The organism is Synechococcus sp. YX-04-1 (assembly GCF_030546365.1).
Lineage (GTDB): Bacteria > Cyanobacteriota > Cyanobacteriia > PCC-6307 > Cyanobiaceae > Parasynechococcus.
The window spans coordinates 122,722-137,730 of record NZ_JAUONZ010000002.1; the positions used below are offsets into that span (position 1 = coordinate 122,722).

At 58.7% G+C, this 15,009-nt stretch carries 19 protein-coding genes and 1 tRNA gene; 11 read left to right on the forward strand and 9 right to left on the reverse strand.

Going from position 1 to position 15,009, the window contains the following annotated elements; all coding sequences use genetic code 11:
• Window positions 1-10: 10 nt before the first annotated feature.
• Together Q3Y53_RS03940 and Q3Y53_RS03945 are read left to right on the forward strand one after the other, a co-directional pair.
• Complete coding sequence (locus tag Q3Y53_RS03940) at window positions 11-298, forward strand: hypothetical protein (protein ID WP_303534018.1); 288 nt, start codon at window positions 11-13, stop codon at window positions 296-298.
• A complete protein-coding gene (locus Q3Y53_RS03945; RefSeq protein WP_303533088.1) occupies window positions 295-762 on the forward strand; it encodes a diadenosine tetraphosphate hydrolase in 468 nt (155 codons plus the stop codon). Before Q3Y53_RS03940 ends, Q3Y53_RS03945 begins: the two co-directional genes overlap by 4 nt.
• On the opposite strand, the gene Q3Y53_RS03950 is transcribed toward Q3Y53_RS03945, so the two are convergent.
• Together Q3Y53_RS03950 and Q3Y53_RS03955 are read right to left on the reverse strand one after the other, a co-directional pair.
• A complete protein-coding gene (locus Q3Y53_RS03950) occupies window positions 746-1,162 on the reverse strand; it encodes a hypothetical protein (RefSeq protein WP_368506433.1) in 417 nt (138 codons plus the stop codon). The two genes, Q3Y53_RS03945 and Q3Y53_RS03950, sit on opposite strands and share 17 nt — an antisense overlap.
• 2 nt (window positions 1,163-1,164) lie before the next feature.
• Window positions 1,165-1,401, reverse strand: a complete 237-nt coding sequence (locus Q3Y53_RS03955; RefSeq protein ID WP_303533092.1) for a hypothetical protein — start codon at window positions 1,399-1,401, stop codon at window positions 1,165-1,167.
• A gap of 367 nt (window positions 1,402-1,768) precedes the next feature.
• Here Q3Y53_RS03955 and Q3Y53_RS03960 point away from each other — a divergent pair, with 367 nt between their 5' ends.
• On the forward strand, window positions 1,769-2,164 hold the full coding sequence (locus Q3Y53_RS03960; protein ID WP_226423959.1) for a hypothetical protein: 396 nt from the start codon (window positions 1,769-1,771) through the stop codon (window positions 2,162-2,164).
• A 430-nt stretch (window positions 2,165-2,594) separates the two neighbouring features.
• On the opposite strand, the gene Q3Y53_RS03965 is transcribed toward Q3Y53_RS03960, so the two are convergent.
• Window positions 2,595-2,681: transfer RNA gene (locus Q3Y53_RS03965), tRNA-Ser, on the reverse strand.
• A gap of 58 nt (window positions 2,682-2,739) precedes the next feature.
• Window positions 2,740-5,070 carry a ribonucleoside-triphosphate reductase, adenosylcobalamin-dependent gene (nrdJ, locus tag Q3Y53_RS03970; RefSeq protein ID WP_303533095.1) on the reverse strand — a complete coding sequence of 777 codons (2,331 nt, stop codon included), beginning with the start codon at window positions 5,068-5,070 and terminating at the stop codon, window positions 2,740-2,742.
• Window positions 5,071-5,191: 121 nt separating this feature from the next.
• Here nrdJ and Q3Y53_RS03975 point away from each other — a divergent pair, with 121 nt between their 5' ends.
• The 4 genes from Q3Y53_RS03975 (at window position 5,192) to Q3Y53_RS03990 (ending at window position 8,550) form a co-directional block, all read left to right on the forward strand.
• Entirely contained in the window at window positions 5,192-5,869 is a 678-nt protein-coding gene (locus Q3Y53_RS03975) for a trans-aconitate 2-methyltransferase (RefSeq protein ID WP_368506434.1), read from the forward strand.
• Window positions 5,870-5,875: 6 nt separating this feature from the next.
• Entirely contained in the window at window positions 5,876-7,522 is a 1,647-nt protein-coding gene (locus tag Q3Y53_RS03980; RefSeq protein ID WP_226423956.1) for a peptide chain release factor 3, read from the forward strand.
• A gap of 69 nt (window positions 7,523-7,591) precedes the next feature.
• A complete protein-coding gene (locus Q3Y53_RS03985) occupies window positions 7,592-7,813 on the forward strand; it encodes a hypothetical protein (RefSeq protein WP_226423955.1) in 222 nt (73 codons plus the stop codon).
• A 41-nt stretch (window positions 7,814-7,854) separates the two neighbouring features.
• Window positions 7,855-8,550, forward strand: coding sequence for a CPP1-like family protein (locus Q3Y53_RS03990; protein WP_226423954.1), 696 nt, complete (start codon window positions 7,855-7,857; stop codon window positions 8,548-8,550).
• Window positions 8,551-8,557: 7 nt separating this feature from the next.
• Here the strand turns inward: Q3Y53_RS03990 and hslO are convergent, their stop codons facing one another.
• Window positions 8,558-9,475: an Hsp33 family molecular chaperone HslO gene (gene hslO / locus Q3Y53_RS03995; protein WP_226423953.1), complete on the reverse strand. Its 918-nt coding sequence runs from the start codon at window positions 9,473-9,475 to the stop codon at window positions 8,558-8,560.
• A gap of 14 nt (window positions 9,476-9,489) precedes the next feature.
• Window positions 9,490-10,128, reverse strand: a complete 639-nt coding sequence (locus Q3Y53_RS04000; protein WP_226423952.1) for an ABC transporter ATP-binding protein — start codon at window positions 10,126-10,128, stop codon at window positions 9,490-9,492.
• Window positions 10,129-10,169: 41 nt separating this feature from the next.
• Here Q3Y53_RS04000 and Q3Y53_RS04005 point away from each other — a divergent pair, with 41 nt between their 5' ends.
• The gene (locus Q3Y53_RS04005; RefSeq protein WP_226423951.1) at window positions 10,170-10,619 is read left to right on the forward strand and encodes a DUF3531 family protein; all 450 of its coding nucleotides are present in this window, start codon (window positions 10,170-10,172) and stop codon (window positions 10,617-10,619) included.
• A complete protein-coding gene (locus Q3Y53_RS04010) occupies window positions 10,612-11,343 on the forward strand; it encodes a 16S rRNA (uracil(1498)-N(3))-methyltransferase (RefSeq protein ID WP_303533107.1) in 732 nt (243 codons plus the stop codon). Before Q3Y53_RS04005 ends, Q3Y53_RS04010 begins: the two co-directional genes overlap by 8 nt.
• A gap of 1,210 nt (window positions 11,344-12,553) precedes the next feature.
• Here Q3Y53_RS04010 and Q3Y53_RS04015 read toward each other — a convergent pair.
• Window positions 12,554-12,985, reverse strand: coding sequence for a hypothetical protein (locus tag Q3Y53_RS04015; RefSeq protein ID WP_303533108.1), 432 nt, complete (start codon window positions 12,983-12,985; stop codon window positions 12,554-12,556).
• A gap of 86 nt (window positions 12,986-13,071) precedes the next feature.
• Between Q3Y53_RS04015 and Q3Y53_RS04020 the strand changes: the two genes are divergently transcribed.
• Window positions 13,072-13,791, forward strand: coding sequence for a TIGR00297 family protein (locus Q3Y53_RS04020; protein ID WP_303533111.1), 720 nt, complete (start codon window positions 13,072-13,074; stop codon window positions 13,789-13,791).
• Here the strand turns inward: Q3Y53_RS04020 and Q3Y53_RS04025 are convergent, their stop codons facing one another.
• Window positions 13,792-14,517, reverse strand: a complete 726-nt coding sequence (locus Q3Y53_RS04025) for a sigma-70 family RNA polymerase sigma factor (protein WP_303533113.1) — start codon at window positions 14,515-14,517, stop codon at window positions 13,792-13,794.
• A 113-nt stretch (window positions 14,518-14,630) separates the two neighbouring features.
• Between Q3Y53_RS04025 and Q3Y53_RS04030 the strand changes: the two genes are divergently transcribed.
• Window positions 14,631-14,795 carry a PCP reductase family protein gene (locus Q3Y53_RS04030; RefSeq protein WP_226424425.1) on the forward strand — a complete coding sequence of 55 codons (165 nt, stop codon included), beginning with the start codon at window positions 14,631-14,633 and terminating at the stop codon, window positions 14,793-14,795.
• 3 nt (window positions 14,796-14,798) lie between these two features.
• Here the strand turns inward: Q3Y53_RS04030 and Q3Y53_RS04035 are convergent, their stop codons facing one another.
• On the reverse strand, window positions 14,799-14,966 hold the full coding sequence (locus Q3Y53_RS04035; protein ID WP_226423946.1) for a hypothetical protein: 168 nt from the start codon (window positions 14,964-14,966) through the stop codon (window positions 14,799-14,801).
• Window positions 14,967-15,009 lie beyond the last annotated feature (43 nt).

The window sequence follows — 15,009 nt, forward strand, 5'->3', positions numbered from 1 at the left end:
GTGCCCTGCGATGTGTCTTCTGGCGGCGATTGGCCTACTGGCCCCACGCCTTGTTTTGGTGCTGATGTGGTTGATCAACAGCAGCTTCGTGCTGCAGCCCTTCAATGGCACCAGTGTCCCCAATCCGGTGTTGCCCATCCTGGGCCTGCTGTTTCTCCCCACCACAACCCTCGGCTATTGCTGGGCTGCGGCTTCGTTCGGAGGTGTGTCGTCGTTCAGTGGCCTGTTGGTGGTGTTGATCGGACTGATCATCGACTTCGGTTTGATCGGTAATGGCCGCGGTGCCGTTCGTCGTTGAAGATCATCCCCGTGGAAAACTGCGCCATCTGTCAGCTGCATATCGACCCCGCAGCGCAAGAGCGTTATGAGATTCAGCGTTCTGAACTCTGGGTCTTGCGCCATCACCCCGACCCAGCACCTCTCCCTGGTTGGCTTCTGTTGGATTCACTGAGGCACTGTTCCGGCCCTGTGGATTTCACGGCGGTCGAGGCTTCTGATTGGGGTCGCGCAGTCTGCGATGCCAGTAAGTTCGTGAAACAGATCACCGGATGCGAACGCGTGTATGCGATTGCCTTTGGTGAGGGGGCCCAGCACCTTCATCTGCATCTCATCCCGCGCCATCTGAATGAACCGGCCTCGAAGGCCTGGGCGATTGCCGACTTGTACCGTGCGATGGATCGTGGAGATCGAGCCGCTGCCGATCCTGCAGCTGTGGCAGCGATGGTGCAACGCTGCCGATCGTTGATCAGCGCCCCGGGTTGAAGCGCTTGCGCGTCTTGGTGCCGTTGGCGAATCGCTTGAGATTGCCCAAGGGCCAGCCGAGGTGCCTGAGATGGCTCACCGTGTTCGGCGATGCATTGAAGCAGTTTTCGCTGTAGCTGCTGGCGATACCGATTTCTTTGAGGGTGAGTAACAGCAACCTCTGCTCCCGACGTGTACCCCGACGGCTCGCGAGCACCACGAAGTCGCGTTCGCGAAGCTGTTCGCTGATTGCATCGATGTTGCTGGAATATCCAAGGGAGAGGGTCTGATCAATGGCCCGATAGGCGGTGTAGATCCTTCCTTGAGGATTGTCCTCAAGGGTTTGAACCCTTTCACTCAGGGCAATCACGGCATCCATCACCGGTGCCTGGAGCGCTTGTTCGATCCGATCAAGTTGCACGATCACAACCCTCCCACGGCCAAACGTTCATCACAGGCAGCCTCGTAGGCGCGGATGGCTGCGTTGGGTATGGAGCCATTGCTCTTGAGTTGGCGAACCGAAAGCTCTACGCACTGGAGCACAACACTGGTGAGCTCACGCCCTTCGCACAGGGCCCAGCCGCGAAGCAGCACATGAAGGCTCGGGGGAACGGAGACCGTGAGCTTGACCTGGGTCTCGCGGGTGGAGGTTTTGATCATGACCCGTCTGCTGCCGGAGCATCTCAAAGGTAACCCGAGAGATACCCAAAAGCAACTAGAGAGTATCTCGTGGGTGTCTTATGGGTTGTTGCAAGGTTGCTTGGCAGTGTTTCTTGGCCGTGCTGCGCGATCTCAATGGCTGGTGCACGTGCACTCGGTCATGGACCACATCTCTGGAGCGGCAGGCTTTGCTGATTTGGCAGCAATTGTTGTGTCTTGGTGTCGTCAATTCAGCTGTTCCATGGGCCTCCCCATTCCGCTAGCTCGGTGATTCGATGTATCGACTTTCAACTTCCCAAGCGAAGCCCCTTCTATGCAGATTTCGCATCAATGTGGATAAAATGTCACTACGCTCGCTCTGAATTTGATGGGCACTGCTTCTGTTCAGGCTGACAAGGTGGTCAACGTCAGGTTGTCTGAATCAGAGCACACCCTGCTGAAGGCCTACTGCGCTTCGTTAAACCGAAGCATGCAAGATGTGCTCCGTGATTTCGCCTTGATGCAAATCCAGAAGCAACGATTTTGTTGCCGCCTTGTGCGCTCCTTGATGGCTGAGCACGGGATCGAGCAAGACCCGAGGGTCAGCAAACCTTGCTATGGCTATGCCTGTTATTACTGCAGCCATGCAGAGGCCTGTACGGCTGGCGAGACTGATCTGCTCTATATCCCCCGGCAGGAGATACGTGAACTCGTTACTGAGGAATCGGCTTTTATCTTCGATTTCGACGGCAGCAGCATTGATAACCCCGTCCAGGCGGGTTGATCGTGTTTCGTCGCGCCAATAACCTCGTCTTTTGAGGGATGGTTCTTCGATTCCAGAGTTCCGCCCAGGCCACCTAGGCAAGAATCATTTCGAGTCTCGAGCGCAATTTGTGGATGTCATCAAATGACAGTGCAACCCCTTCAAAAATCAGGTCGATTCGTCCCATAGTGATGTCGCCAAGTCGCTAGACGGGCTTGGAAGCCGGACAGAGCGATGTCCGACGCGTTGGTATTTGACTCTTGCTTTGGCGGGGGTCAAATCCATTTCTTTCTTAAGAAATCTGGTTGTGTATTCAGGCGAACGGAAGGACCCGTCAAGGTGTTGACGTGGTCGAATCGCTCCGGTGATGCATCACCGTCGGCCACACAACATTCTCTGATTCATTGAAAGACTATCGATCGCTGTGATCGTCTTATCGGGTTGTACAAAACGGAGAGGGTGGGATTCGAACCCACGGTGCCCGTGAAGACACGCTGGTTTTCAAGACCAGAGCCATAAACCACTCGACCACCTCTCCAGAGGTTGTCAGGTGCCCCGCGGGACACCCGACAACTGTATCGGGACGAGATCCCTGCTCAGTTTTCCGGCTTGGCCAGAGGCAGCAGACACTTGTCGGAATCACAACCAGCGGGGCCGGCTTCGGTCAGCTCACCCTGGTCGTAACGCTGCAGTGCTTCAAAGAAATCACTGCTGACGCGGCGCTTCACCACAGCGGATTGCAGCTCTTCGTAGGTGGCTGCATCGATCGGCTCGAAGGGCAGGCGGGGGAAAGTGGCATTGGCATCGAACCGGGCCAGAAGTGCCGCTGAGATGTACCCCTCGCCCTTCTCCATGGCTTGATGCAGAGCATCAGCCAACGGTTCGATTTCGTGCTCGCGGAATTCGATCGTGGCGGAGGTGTTATGGGCGGTGTAATGCCGCTGCACCTGCATGTAGAAGTCGAATTGCGCCATGGCACTGAAGCCGTTGATGTCGACGGCATCAGCACCTGGCAGGTTCGCCCAGCTCACCTCGGTGGGGATCTCCACCAACCATTCGGTGCAGCGGGGATCGAAGGGGTCATTCAGCAGACGGCCTTCCTCATCCTTGTCGGACTGGGAGGGAACGATGGTGTAGCCGTAGTCCATGCAGGCCATGGCTACGGGATCGTTCTTGCGGAAGGTGATCCGGCGGATGAAGCGCTGGGCTTTGGGGGGATGCCAGCCAGGTGCAGCGCCGGTGAGAAGGCTCTTGGTGCCTGCAGGTTGGACAGTGGTGCAGCGGTTGGGGCGACGCAGACCCTGGCGGTCGCAGTAGTCCCAGACCGTTTGATTGACGATCTCCTTCCACCGGCTCAGGTAAGCGGCTTCCTGCTCCTTGAAGTGCAGGCCTACCTCGGTATCAGGCCGGCCGGCTTCCCACCAACGCAGCCAATCCGTTCCGAAGGCATGCACAAAGAAGTCGAATAGACCGGTGAAGCTGACGCCAACGATCGGATCCCACTCGCGGCTCTGGCGGTACCGCTCAACCTCGAAACGGTGGTTGAGCAAACAAGCAACCGACAGGCCAGCTGCACGGAAAGCATCGGCCTGGCCCTCCTCGTCACTGGGGTCGATCTGGTTGAGGTGCACCTCGGCCAGGTTGCAGTGGAAGTCAGCACCCAGGATCTCGCCGCAGGGATTTAGGCCGTAACGGCTGAGGCGGTGCTTCAGCTCGTTGGCGCCGATGGGGCCATGGTTGTCGGACAACCAGCGACCTGCTTCCTCGCGACCCTGGTCGCAGTAGATCTCGATGAACTCCGTGCGCAGTTCAGGGGTGGTGAGCAGATCGGCATTGGAGCGAGCGATCGCTTCGGGAGCGAACTGGATCGCACCTTCACCGGAGTGGAATTGCTTGGTCACCGCTGCGTGCACAACGTCCTTGCTGGGACGGGTGTGATACACACGTGTGTGGTTGGCCATCCGCAGAGCATCACGCTCGGGATCGATCCTCCAGTTGCCCTCCTCGTCTTGCTGCCAGAGATTGTCCTTGGAGGACGCAGCGGCCTGGTCGTCTGCAGCGAACTGGCGCATGCCGGCGCTGCGACGGATGTTTCCGGCCACGATCGTGACGGCGGCTTCATCGATCAGCAGGCAGCACTCCACCGAAGTGAGCCGACGGCCCTGGGCTTTGTTCAGAAGCCGAGCAACGCGCCCGTAGAGATCCTTGAGCTTGACGGGGTTTGCCATGCCGCCGAAACCCTTCAGCGTTTCCCCAACAGGACGCACATCACTGAGGTCCACTTCGATCTGGATTGGACCGCCATTGAATCGTGCATCGCTGCTCAGCTCGAGCATCAGCTGGTAGCTGTCAACCCAGCCACGGCGGGTATCACCCACCTTGATGCTCACCTTGTTGCCGTCAATGCTGTGGGTGCAGTCGTCCTGTCGCTCAGATGCAGGAGTGATGCCGATGTCGCTGACGCTGAGGACTTCAAAGGTGTTGCGCACCACTGGAAGCCTGTCGATCAGGTGCGGCTCGATGATGGCGCCGGTGCCACAGCCCATCATCGCCAGGTCCATCATCAGACCGAAGGCCTGCCAATCCACCAGGTTGGTGGACGTGCAGTTGTATGAGCCCGAGAAGTTTTCCGGCTGCTCGATCCAGCGTGTGCCACCGATCCAGAGCCAGCGGCCTGAGGGAAGAGCTTTTTTCTCGGCCTGCATGCGAGCCAGCAGGGCCACTTCCGCGTCGTTGAGGTTGCCCAGCTGACGCAGACCTTCCAGGTTTCGCGCACCCACCTGACTCCAGCTCTCACGGCCGCTTGGGGTTTTGCGGCTGTAGGTGCGATAGAAGACTGGGTTGGCAGCAGGAGCCGTTGCGGGGAAGGCGCCGAACACGGCGACAGATCCCGCAGAGGTCTCCACACGATTTGGAGTGAGGGTCACGTGCGGTGCGTGGGCAAAGGACAAGTATCGAAACCCTAACGCCACAGATGGGGGGAGCAAGGTCTCTTTACCACCATCAACAGTGTCCCGTTCAAACTGAGTTCCAAATCGGCAGCGAATGATGCAGCGGCGGCTGGAGCCTGAGTTGATGAACGGCGATGCACAGGTGCAGGCCTATGCCGCTGCCGACTTCAGTTCCGGCGATCAAGCCACCATCGAAGCGATACAGCGTCTCCTCTTTGCCACATCACCTTTGCCCCAGGATCCACTGGTGGTGGATCTGGGCTGTGGCCCAGGAAACATCACCCTTCGGCTGGCCGGACTTTTCCCCCAAGCTCGGATTATCGGTATTGACGGTGCCGAATCGATGTTGGCTCTGGCTAGGGGGCGGGCGCAGCAGCAGCAGCTGGAGATGTCATTCCTCTGTCAGACCCTTCAGGAGGTGCTTCGTGGTCCACTCCTCGGGCAGGCCGATCTGATCGTTAGCAACAGCCTTTTGCATCACCTACACCAACCCGATCTCCTCTGGAAGGTCAGCCGAGCCTTGGCCGCACCGGGTTGTCGCGTGTTGCATCGGGATCTGCGGCGTCCGTCCTCCGATGCTGGACTTCAACAGCTGCTGCGCAAGCATCTGCCATCTGCGCCAGAGGTGTTGCAGCACGACTTCGCTGCTTCGTTGGCGGCGGCCTTTGAACCTCAGGAAGTGACTGAGGAGTTGTACAAGCTGGGCCTCAACCAATTGACAGTGTCGGTGGAGGACGACCGTTACTTGGTGGTGTCAGGCTTGGTGAAGTCCTGAAATCCGATGAGCGGCAGTCAAGCGACCACTGATGGTGATCTAGCCCAGGTTTTGGCCTCGGCGGTGGATCGCCGTCGCAACTTTGCGATCATTTCCCACCCGGACGCGGGAAAAACAACCCTTACTGAGAAGTTGCTGCTCTACGGCGGTGCGATTCAGCAGGCCGGTGCTGTGAAAGCGCGGGGTGAGCAGCGCAAGGTGACATCCGACTGGATGGAGCTTGAAAAGCAGCGGGGGATCTCGATCACCTCAACGGTGCTGCAGTTCGATTACGGCGCCACCACGATCAATCTCCTGGACACGCCAGGTCACCAGGATTTTTCCGAAGACACCTATCGAACGCTGGCGGCTGCTGACAACGCCGTGATGCTGGAGGACGCCGCTAAGGGTCTTGAGCCGCAAACCCGAAAGCTGTTCGAGGTTTGCCGCATGCGGGAGATCCCAATTTTCACCTTCATCAACAAGATGGACCGCCCGGGGCGGGAACCGCTGACCCTGCTCGATGAAATCGAGTCGGAACTCGGCCTTACCCCCTGGGCCGTGAACTGGCCCATCGGTAGTGGGGAGCAATTCCGTGGCGTGATCGACCGGCGCACAAAGGAAGTGGTTTTGTTCAGCCGTGCTGAACGCGGCAAACAGGCCAGTGAGCAGCGTCTCTCCCTGGATGACCCTGCCCTGCGGGAGTTGGTGGAAGAGGACCTCCTGGATCTTGCTGTTGAAGAAATGGAATTCCTGGAAGCTGCAGGCGCCGAGTTGGATATCGAGATGGTCCATGCCGGCGAGCTCACCCCGGTGTTCTTCGGCTCGGCGATGACCAATTTCGGGGTCCGTCCGTTCCTCGATGCCTTCCTTGAGATGGCGCAACGGCCGATTGCCCGATCCAGCAGCGAAGGCCTGGTGGACCCGTTGCGGGAGGGGTTCAGCGGCTTCGTGTTCAAGCTTCAGGCCAACATGGACCCCAGGCACCGCGACCGGGTGGCCTTCGTCCGTGTCTGCAGCGGCCGTTTCGAAAAAGACATGACGGTGAAACATGCCCGCACCGGCAAAGCAATCCGCCTCTCACGTCCTCAAAAGCTCTTCGGTCAGGACCGAGCCGTGGTGGAAGACGCCTATCCGGGGGATGTGATTGGTCTCAACAATCCCGGCATGTTTTCCATTGGCGACACCCTCTATGTGGGTTCGAAAGTGGAATACGAAGGCATTCCCTGCTTCAGCCCGGAGATTTTCAGTTGGCTGCGCAACCCCAACCCTTCAGCCTTCAAGAATTTCCGCAAAGGGGTGAATGAACTGCGGGAAGAGGGGGCTGTGCAGATCCTCTACGACACCGATGAGAGCAAGCGTGACCCAATTCTGGCGGCCGTCGGACAACTCCAACTTGAGGTGGTGCAGCACCGGCTGGAAAACGAATACGGCGTTGAAACCCGCCTTGAGCCCATGGGTTTCCAGGTTGCCCGTTGGATCAGCGGTGGTTGGGCTGACCTTGAGAAGGTCGGGCGGATCTTCAACTGCAAGACCGTGCGTGATGCCTGGAATCGGCCTGTGCTGCTGTTCAAAAACGAGTGGAATCTCAATCAACTTCGAGAGGACCATCCCGAGCTTGAACTCAGCAGTGTTGCCCCGGTGGTGAGCGGAGTGGAGCCGATCAGTCTTTGAACAGGGCTGATCTCTTCATCCACACCTCCACGGCTCTCTCGCCAGAATCATGCCGCGCGTCCAACTCTCGTGAGTACGTTCTGGCTGCTGAAGAACAACGCTGACGGCGGCACCGAATACGTGTGTTTTCGTGGCGATGATGAATCAGTGGAAATGCTCGAGGGCTACCACTTTCCTCCGCAGATGCCGTTGATCAAACGTCGCTCCTGGATGAACCGGGTGGATGCCCTCAGCTGTCGCAGCCGGCTTGAGCGAAGCGAGGGTTTTCGTCACGGTGCACCCCTCTTCTGAACAGGCCCCGATACGCTCATCAAACGACCCCAATCGACGCAATGGCAGCCCTGGGTGAATCTGGTCCCGATGCAAACGCAGATGATCCATTTGCTCGCCTCGGCCTGAGCCGTGATGCGGGGTTTGAACAGGTTCAGGCGGCGAAGGCGCGCTGCCTGTCCGAGGTTTCCGGTGACGATCAGGCCCGGGCAAAGATTGAAGCGGCCTACGACGCCGTCTTGATGGCTCGACTTCGGGACCGGCAACAAGGTCAGGTGAGTGCTGCTGCAGCGACAGCATCGGAACGTGAGGCGACGGCGGGATCAATGCCCTCGTTGCCGGCACAGGCTCCGATGGGCAATGTGTTGGCGAATCTCCGCAGCAAGCTGCCTGATCCCTCACAGTCTCTTTCCGGCCTCAAGCCGGACTGGGCCCTGGTGGAAGGTCAGGGGCGTTCCGTACGCATCATTGCGGGGATCGTCGGTGTTGCTCTGCTGCTGCTTTCCGCCGGCAGCATTCAATTGGTGCTGGCTTTGGCCACCATCGGTGTGTTCCTCAGCCAGATTCGCCGTGGCCGTCGACCACTGGCATCCCTGGGCTGGACGCTGCTGGTGCTCAGCATCGGCTTGGCGGTGGGCTCTTTGCTGAACCTGGCGCTCTCTCCCACTGCTTTTGAGCAGCTGGCTCTCAGTCCTCTGCAGATTCAAGCGCTGCCTGCTGCACTGCTGCTCTGGGCGGCTGCTCTGTTCCTGGCCTGAAATTTAGTCAGGCAGCCGACGGCAGGCCATCAATCAGTTCCTGAAGCTCCGCAGCACTCACGTCATAGCGGTTGTTGCAGAAGTGGCAGGTCAGTTCCGCGCCACCATCCTTGTTTTGCATATCGGTGAGTTCCTCCCTGCCCAGCAGGAGCAGGGCCGCCTTGCTGCGTTCACGGCTGCAAGGACAGAAAAAACGAAGCTCCTGACTGGCCTCGGCGTCGTCGAGTGGTTTGGGGTCAAGGTCGGGGAAGACATCCTGAAGCAGATCTTCAAGCTGGTCTCCACTCGCAGCCAGCCGCTGACTGAATCCAGTGATCTCGCGGCAACGCTGTTCAATCAGCTCCACCAGGGCTGGCTCTTCCGCTGCTTTGGGAAGGATTTGAACCAGCAGGCCCCCGCTGGCATGGATGCCGGCACTGCTCACCTGCTCTCCCACAAACACAGCTGAAGGGGTTTGTTCGGAGTGGAGCAGATAGGAGGCAACATCCTCACCAATGCCTCCGCTGACGAGCTCAACGGTGCTGTTGAAGGGCTCACCCTTGCCGTCATCACGCATCACGTGGAGGTAACCGGTGCCAGCGGCTTCCTTGAAGTTGAAGCTGAAGTGTCCGGCTTCATCCTGAATCGGATCGAGTTCGAGTGCCGGCTCGCCGACGTAGCCACGAACGGTTCCGTTGCGACCGGCATCCACCATCAAGCCCTTGATGGGTCCATCGGAGCCGAGGCGAAGATTTACGCGGCCGTGGCGCACCTTCATCGAACTGGCGAGCATCAGTCCAGCCGCCATGGCCCGTCCGAGCATCACGCTGGTGATGAACGACAGCCCATGGCGTTCTCGTGCCTCACGCACGATGTTGGTTGTCGATACCGCCACCAACCGGATGCCACCTGCAGCTGCGGTTGCGCGAACCATCCGGTCGGCCATGTCCCCTTGGAAGCTCAGGGCAATGTAGTCATCGGATCGAGCCGCCCGCCCTGCAAACGCAGCCTTTGGCAGTCCCAGTCCTTGAACAGCTCGGGTTCATGGGTGACCACGATCAACACCTGTTCGCGAGCCAGGCCGGCGAGCAGATCCAGCACGTCTCGTCGCACCGACCAATCCAACCCTGCGGTGGGTTCATCCAGGAGGAGCACTTCAGCGCCGCGGAGCATTTGCACCGCTAGGGCAAGCCGCCGTTGCTGCCCGCCGCTCAGTCGTTCTGGTGCCGTTGTGGAGGCGATGTTGTTGAGGCCAACGCGTTCCAGCACGCTCTGTTCGCGCTCATGACCAAGCCGGCGATGGCCCAGCCGTAGTTCCTGAGCCATGCTCAGACCGAGGAAATGGCGCTCGGGAAACTGGAAGACGAAGCCGCAAAGCCAGCGCAGCTGCCGCCGTTTCATCGCGCTGCCGTTCCAGCGGATGCTGCCGGATGTGGCTGACGCCAAGCCGCTGATGATTTCGAGCAGCGATGTCTTTCCGGATCCACTGGCGCCAGCGATCAGCAGCGGCCGTCCCTTTTGCATCTGAAAACCGACGCCATCGAGGATGGGGGCGCCAGCCGTAGCAGGTGCATAGGTGATTCCTGAGAGCTCGAGCATGTGATCAGCTTGAACGATGATGAAGGTGTCGCGATGGCCCCATGGACATTCGTTTTCGTGAAGTCGATCCCTTCAATTGCTGGTTATGGATCCGTTTCTCGGAACCCCCCAGCCAGGGGGAGCGAAATTACGTGGATGGGGTGTTTGACAGCTGGTACGTGATTGGGCGTTTGGGCGGCTTCAATGCAGAAAACCTGCAGGTTCACGATGCAGGCTCCGATCTCAGTTGGATGGCCTACGAAAACGATGGGGCTGAGTCGGCGATGCCTGCCCTGATGCACAACATGGGACAGCTCGAATATCAGAACGACTGGGGACGCTGCTGGGTGGATCTCGGTACGTCGGATGGTGTCGCCATCGATGTCTTGATCAATGCCCTGCGTCAACTGGACTCTGATGTAGTTCAGCTCGAGGAGCTGGTCGTTGGTGGGGTCAATGAAAATTGGCCGATCGAAGATCATCCGGACAGCGTTTTCCCTGCAGGTGGCTGAACGCCGACGTTTACTCCTGGCGCCTGATCGCCTAGAGGAGGGTGGATCGGTTCTGCTCAACACCGAAGAGCAGCACTATTTGCGGAGGGTGTTGCGTTTGCGCTGTGGCGAGCAAGTGGATGTGACCGATGGTTGCGGCCGCCTCACGCTCGCAACCTTGGTGGAACCGCATTTGCTTGCGCTCGACATGACAGCGCAACTGATCGAGCCCTTGGCACAACCTCAGTTGGGCTTAGCCGTGGCCTTGATGCGGCGGGGGATGGATGAGGTGGTCCGAATGGCCTGTGAGCTCGGTATTGATCGGATTCAGCCCTTGCGCTGCGATCGCTGTGTTCCCCAGGCCGACCATCGACCGGAGCGGTGGACCACGATCATTCGTGAAGCGGTGGAGCAGTGCGAGCGTTTGTGGATGCCGCAGCTGCATGAGCTGAACGGTTTATCCGAATGGATCGGAGCGGTGGATGCTCTTTGCCTTGCAGGGGTCACCCGCGAGACCGCAGCTCCATCTTTGGGTCAATGTTTGCGCCAACAGGGCGATCCTCTTCAGCCCACTTGGTTGGTGATCGGTCCTGAGGGGGGATGGACCTCAGCAGAGCAGAGCCTCTTTGCCGATGCAGGGGTCCGGCCTGTGCGGATGGGGGCAACCATCCTTCGCAGTTCAACAGCAGCAGTGGCAGGCGCGGTGGAACTGGTTCGTTGGCGCGATGGCCTGATCAGCTTTTGAACAGATCAGTGGAAATTCAAAGACAACAACGTCGCTGGATTTTGTGGCTTTCCTGTGGTTTGGCGCATTTTTGAACCACAAGTCTTGAGTTGAGCTGCGATGGCTCAAAACTGACCAAATCTATTGCCGCTTGCCTGAGTCCGATACGTCTGACGGGCTACATCAGGGAGGAGGTCCGAGGCGCTGGTTTGTTCCTACCCATCGCGTACCGGGGGGGCAAAGAGGGAGCAGTTAGCAGTTGCCTGAGCCAAGCAGTTGCGACGGAGCGTTTCTGAAACAGCAAAACTCTGGGACGAAAAGAACGCAATGATCTGAACCCGGTCCAAAAAGAACGCACTGACTGGCACCCAACAAAGTCCCCACCAAACCTTGGAGAAGGCGCTCTTGCATAAGTAGGGACTGTCAGAACATGCTCGTTTCTCTACTGGTGTTGGCGGTGTTACTCGTGTGGGGAGTCCTAAAAAAGGCGTGCAAGTCAAAGCGGTAAAACCATGGTTTATCGAGGGGACTTCCGCAGGTAGTCACTTTTTTCGTGCCCGTTTTCAACCGCTACTCACCACAGAAGCGACTGCTTGAACGAGGGTGTCCACTCGCCTCGCCTCGCCCTTTCAAACAGACGAAGGGTTCGAGTCAATCCTTCGTCTATTGCTGGGGTTCGATTACTCCAAGGCCGCTGAGTTCCTGACTCTTCACAAGTCGGCCTTTTCCTGACCGTGTTGACCTTTACCCCAAGAGCCAAGGACGCTGCGGTGCGTGCTCCCCACAGACGAGAACACACCTTGATTTCCGCAAGCGAAGGACGGCGTGGTGGTTAGGGCGTCTGACTGAACAACAGAAGAACACTGATCAAGACAGCTAGCGAAAGCATTCACAAATTTGGCGACTCCCACCCAGGTAATTCGTCATTGACCTTCTCGACAGTGGATGGAGACCAGGCGATGACTTTTTTGAATTTCTAGAAGAGCAGTGCCCTGATCTTGATTCAGATGATGTTGAGGACTGGGCTCTACCTTCCTCTCGCCGCTAAACGCTCACCTTCCCTCCCAGAATTTTTGTCTGGTCGAAGAACGGCGACACGATTTGGACCACGTTTGGAGCACTGGACTCAAACGTTGGACTATTTCAGGATATTTTCTAACCTTTGAAAACAAGTTGGACCCGATTTTTAACCACAAAAACTTTGTCTTTAACGGGGTTTTTAGATCACTGATCAGCTCTTGAACAGATCCTGAGCGATGCCCCTGAAGGATTTCAGCGCTGCTCCAGGCCGACGGCTGCGCTGGCGCAGTCCTCCACCGGGCATCAGGTTGCCGGGTGCAAAGGTGGAATAAGTCACGGCTGGGCGGGCTGCCTCTGCAGCAGCCAGGTCAGCGGCGATGGCTTCTGCAGTGGTGAGTGAGGCTGCGGGCTGAGAGCTGGATTCAGCTTTGGGTTCCACAACGGCCTCAGTGGCAGAAGGCTTTGAAACAGCTGAAGGTTCTGAGGGTGCGACGGGTGTTGCTACGGCGCTTGAAGTAACGACAGCCTCCTCGACCGGCGCTTCTTCGGTTGCAGGAGTCTCTTGTTGAGGCAGCTCGAGGGTGGCAGGAGCGGCGGAGTCATCCAGGGTGAGGAAAAAGCCCTTGTTGCTGTTGAACACCATCCGGTCGACCAGAGAACGAACGCACCCGATTCTCCCTCTGCAATGGCCGCAGGCAGGAGATGCTTAGAGCACTGCAACACGGTGTGATGTCCGCACTCTGGATTCAGGCCCTGGTGGTGAACACGGTTTTGATTGCCCTGGCGCAGCGGACAACCGTGCTCACCCGGAGTGGTTGGGTCCATGCGGCTGCGTTGGGCACGATCCTTTGGGGGTGTTTGGGTTGGTCGGGCTGGTTGGCTGTGGTCTCCTACCTCTGCCTTGGAAGCCTGGTCACCAAGATCGGCTTTCAAAACAAGCAAACCCGTGGCCTTGCCGAAGCCCGCGGTGGTCAGCGCGGCCCTGAAAATGTCTGGGGTTCCGCTGCTGTTGGAGCCTTCCTGGCACTGCTCATCGGTGCCGGTGTCGAGCCCCATCAACTGTTGTTGGTTGGCTTTGCTGCGAGCTTCGCCGCCAAGTTGGCCGACACCTTCGGAAGTGAAATCGGCAAACGTTTCGGTCGCACCACGGTGTTGATCACCAGCCTTCGGGTGGTTCCACCAGGCACGGAGGGGGCCATCAGCCTTGAGGGAACCCTGGCCAGTGCCGCCGGCAGTATCGCCATGACCCTGGTGATGCTGGCCCTGCAGCTGGTTCCCTCATGGCCTGTGGCTGGGCTGGTGATGATGGTTGGTCTGGTGGCCACCCTCGGCGAGAGCCTGCTCGGCGCTCTGGTGCAGGACCGCGTGGCCTGGTTGAGCAACGAGCTGGTCAATGCTCTCCAGACCCTCTTGGCCGCAGTTTTGGCGATGCTGCTGATGTCGCTTTGATCAGCTGGTATGGATTGGCATCAAGCCATCGCGGTGGGCCCATTGCCGTAGGAGTCCAAGCCCCTCATTGAGATGAAGGCGCAGGGATGAGCGGCTGCAATTCAGGCCCTGAGCCAGATCCCTGAGGCTCTGGCCTTCGATCAAGTGGGCTTGCAGCACCATGCCGGCCTTGCCCTCCACCTGGTGCAGCACGCTCCTCAACCAGTCCAGATGTTCATCCTCCGCACAGGAGCTTGCTGGCTCTCCAGGGCTGCTAAACAGGTCGACGACCTGGCTGGCCCCATGGCTCTGCACGGCGGCGGCCCAGCGTTCCGGGCGAACCGAGAGTTCGGTGGCAAGCTCCTGATCGCTGAGGCTCGGTAGCCGGTTCTGTTCGCGCTCACGCTGGATCTTCACCCCTGCTGCGTAAAGATCACGCAACCGCCAGGGAATCCGAATCGTGCGTGATCGATCGCGGCGGTAGTGGAGGACTTGGCCGGTGGCCCGCGACAGCAGATAGCTGCTGGGTTGTACGCCTCGTTGTCGATCAAACCGTTCAAGACCACGGATCAATCCAACCCGGGACTCCTGCAGCAGGTCGTCGAACTCTTCAGGTCCGCGTTGCTGTTGGCGACGGGCCGCGCAGTGGGCCAGGCCAAGGTGCTTGAGAGCCTGTTGATTGCGCCGTGCAATGCAAGGCGGAAGCCCGCGACGGGACTCATGCCGCAGGTGACGTTGAGAAATCAAGGGATCAGTGCAACTGATCCAACGGTTCAATGATCAGCCTCGGACCGGTTGGCCCTTAGGTGCCGCAGTTCGGCACTTTGGTGCCGGATCATGGGTGCAACGGTTTTGGATTGATGGACTGGCAACCAGAGGCTCTGGCAGCACTCAAAAAGGATGTTCCGTTCTTTGTTCGGCCTGCTGTGCGTAAACGTGTTGAGGCGATGGCGGATTCAGAAGGTCGTTCCGACATCGACCTTGGCTATTACCAGTCCGCGAAGCAGGCGATGGCGCCGAGCTGATCCTCAGGAGGGGTCCAGATCGCAGCGCTGTAGTTCCGGCTGGGTCAAGCGGTCAATGATGCGGGCCATGTCGAGGGCGGTCAGTTCACCGTTTTCGTCCCACTTGAGCGTGGTTTTGCGCTGGGCTGGAGGGTGGCCGGCAGCACGTTCTACAGAGCGGTCAGGTCCCAAGTCTGATCACCAATGTCAGGAGAGCCACACATTAATCGCCTCT

What these genes read in the sequence shown, in the direction of transcription:
- Q3Y53_RS03940 (WP_303534018.1), top strand. Translation starts at nt 11, where the DNA reads ATGTGTCTTCTGGCGGCGATTGGCCTACTGGCCCCACGCCTTGTTTTG.
- Q3Y53_RS03955 (WP_303533092.1), bottom strand. Translation starts at nt 1,401, where the DNA reads ATGATCAAAACCTCCACCCGCGAGACCCAGGTCAAGCTCACGGTCTCC.
- Q3Y53_RS03960 (WP_226423959.1), top strand. Translation starts at nt 1,769, where the DNA reads ATGGGCACTGCTTCTGTTCAGGCTGACAAGGTGGTCAACGTCAGGTTG.
- Q3Y53_RS03975 (WP_368506434.1), top strand. Translation starts at nt 5,192, where the DNA reads ATGCAGCGGCGGCTGGAGCCTGAGTTGATGAACGGCGATGCACAGGTG.
- Q3Y53_RS03980 (WP_226423956.1), top strand. Translation starts at nt 5,876, where the DNA reads ATGAGCGGCAGTCAAGCGACCACTGATGGTGATCTAGCCCAGGTTTTG.
- Q3Y53_RS03990 (WP_226423954.1), top strand. Translation starts at nt 7,855, where the DNA reads ATGGCAGCCCTGGGTGAATCTGGTCCCGATGCAAACGCAGATGATCCA.
- hslO (WP_226423953.1), bottom strand. Translation starts at nt 9,475, where the DNA reads ATGGCCGACCGGATGGTTCGCGCAACCGCAGCTGCAGGTGGCATCCGG.
- Q3Y53_RS04000 (WP_226423952.1), bottom strand. Translation starts at nt 10,128, where the DNA reads ATGCTCGAGCTCTCAGGAATCACCTATGCACCTGCTACGGCTGGCGCC.
- Q3Y53_RS04005 (WP_226423951.1), top strand. Translation starts at nt 10,170, where the DNA reads ATGGACATTCGTTTTCGTGAAGTCGATCCCTTCAATTGCTGGTTATGG.
- Q3Y53_RS04015 (WP_303533108.1), bottom strand. Translation starts at nt 12,985, where the DNA reads ATGGTGTTCAACAGCAACAAGGGCTTTTTCCTCACCCTGGATGACTCC.
- Q3Y53_RS04020 (WP_303533111.1), top strand. Translation starts at nt 13,072, where the DNA reads ATGTCCGCACTCTGGATTCAGGCCCTGGTGGTGAACACGGTTTTGATT.
- Q3Y53_RS04030 (WP_226424425.1), top strand. Translation starts at nt 14,631, where the DNA reads ATGGACTGGCAACCAGAGGCTCTGGCAGCACTCAAAAAGGATGTTCCG.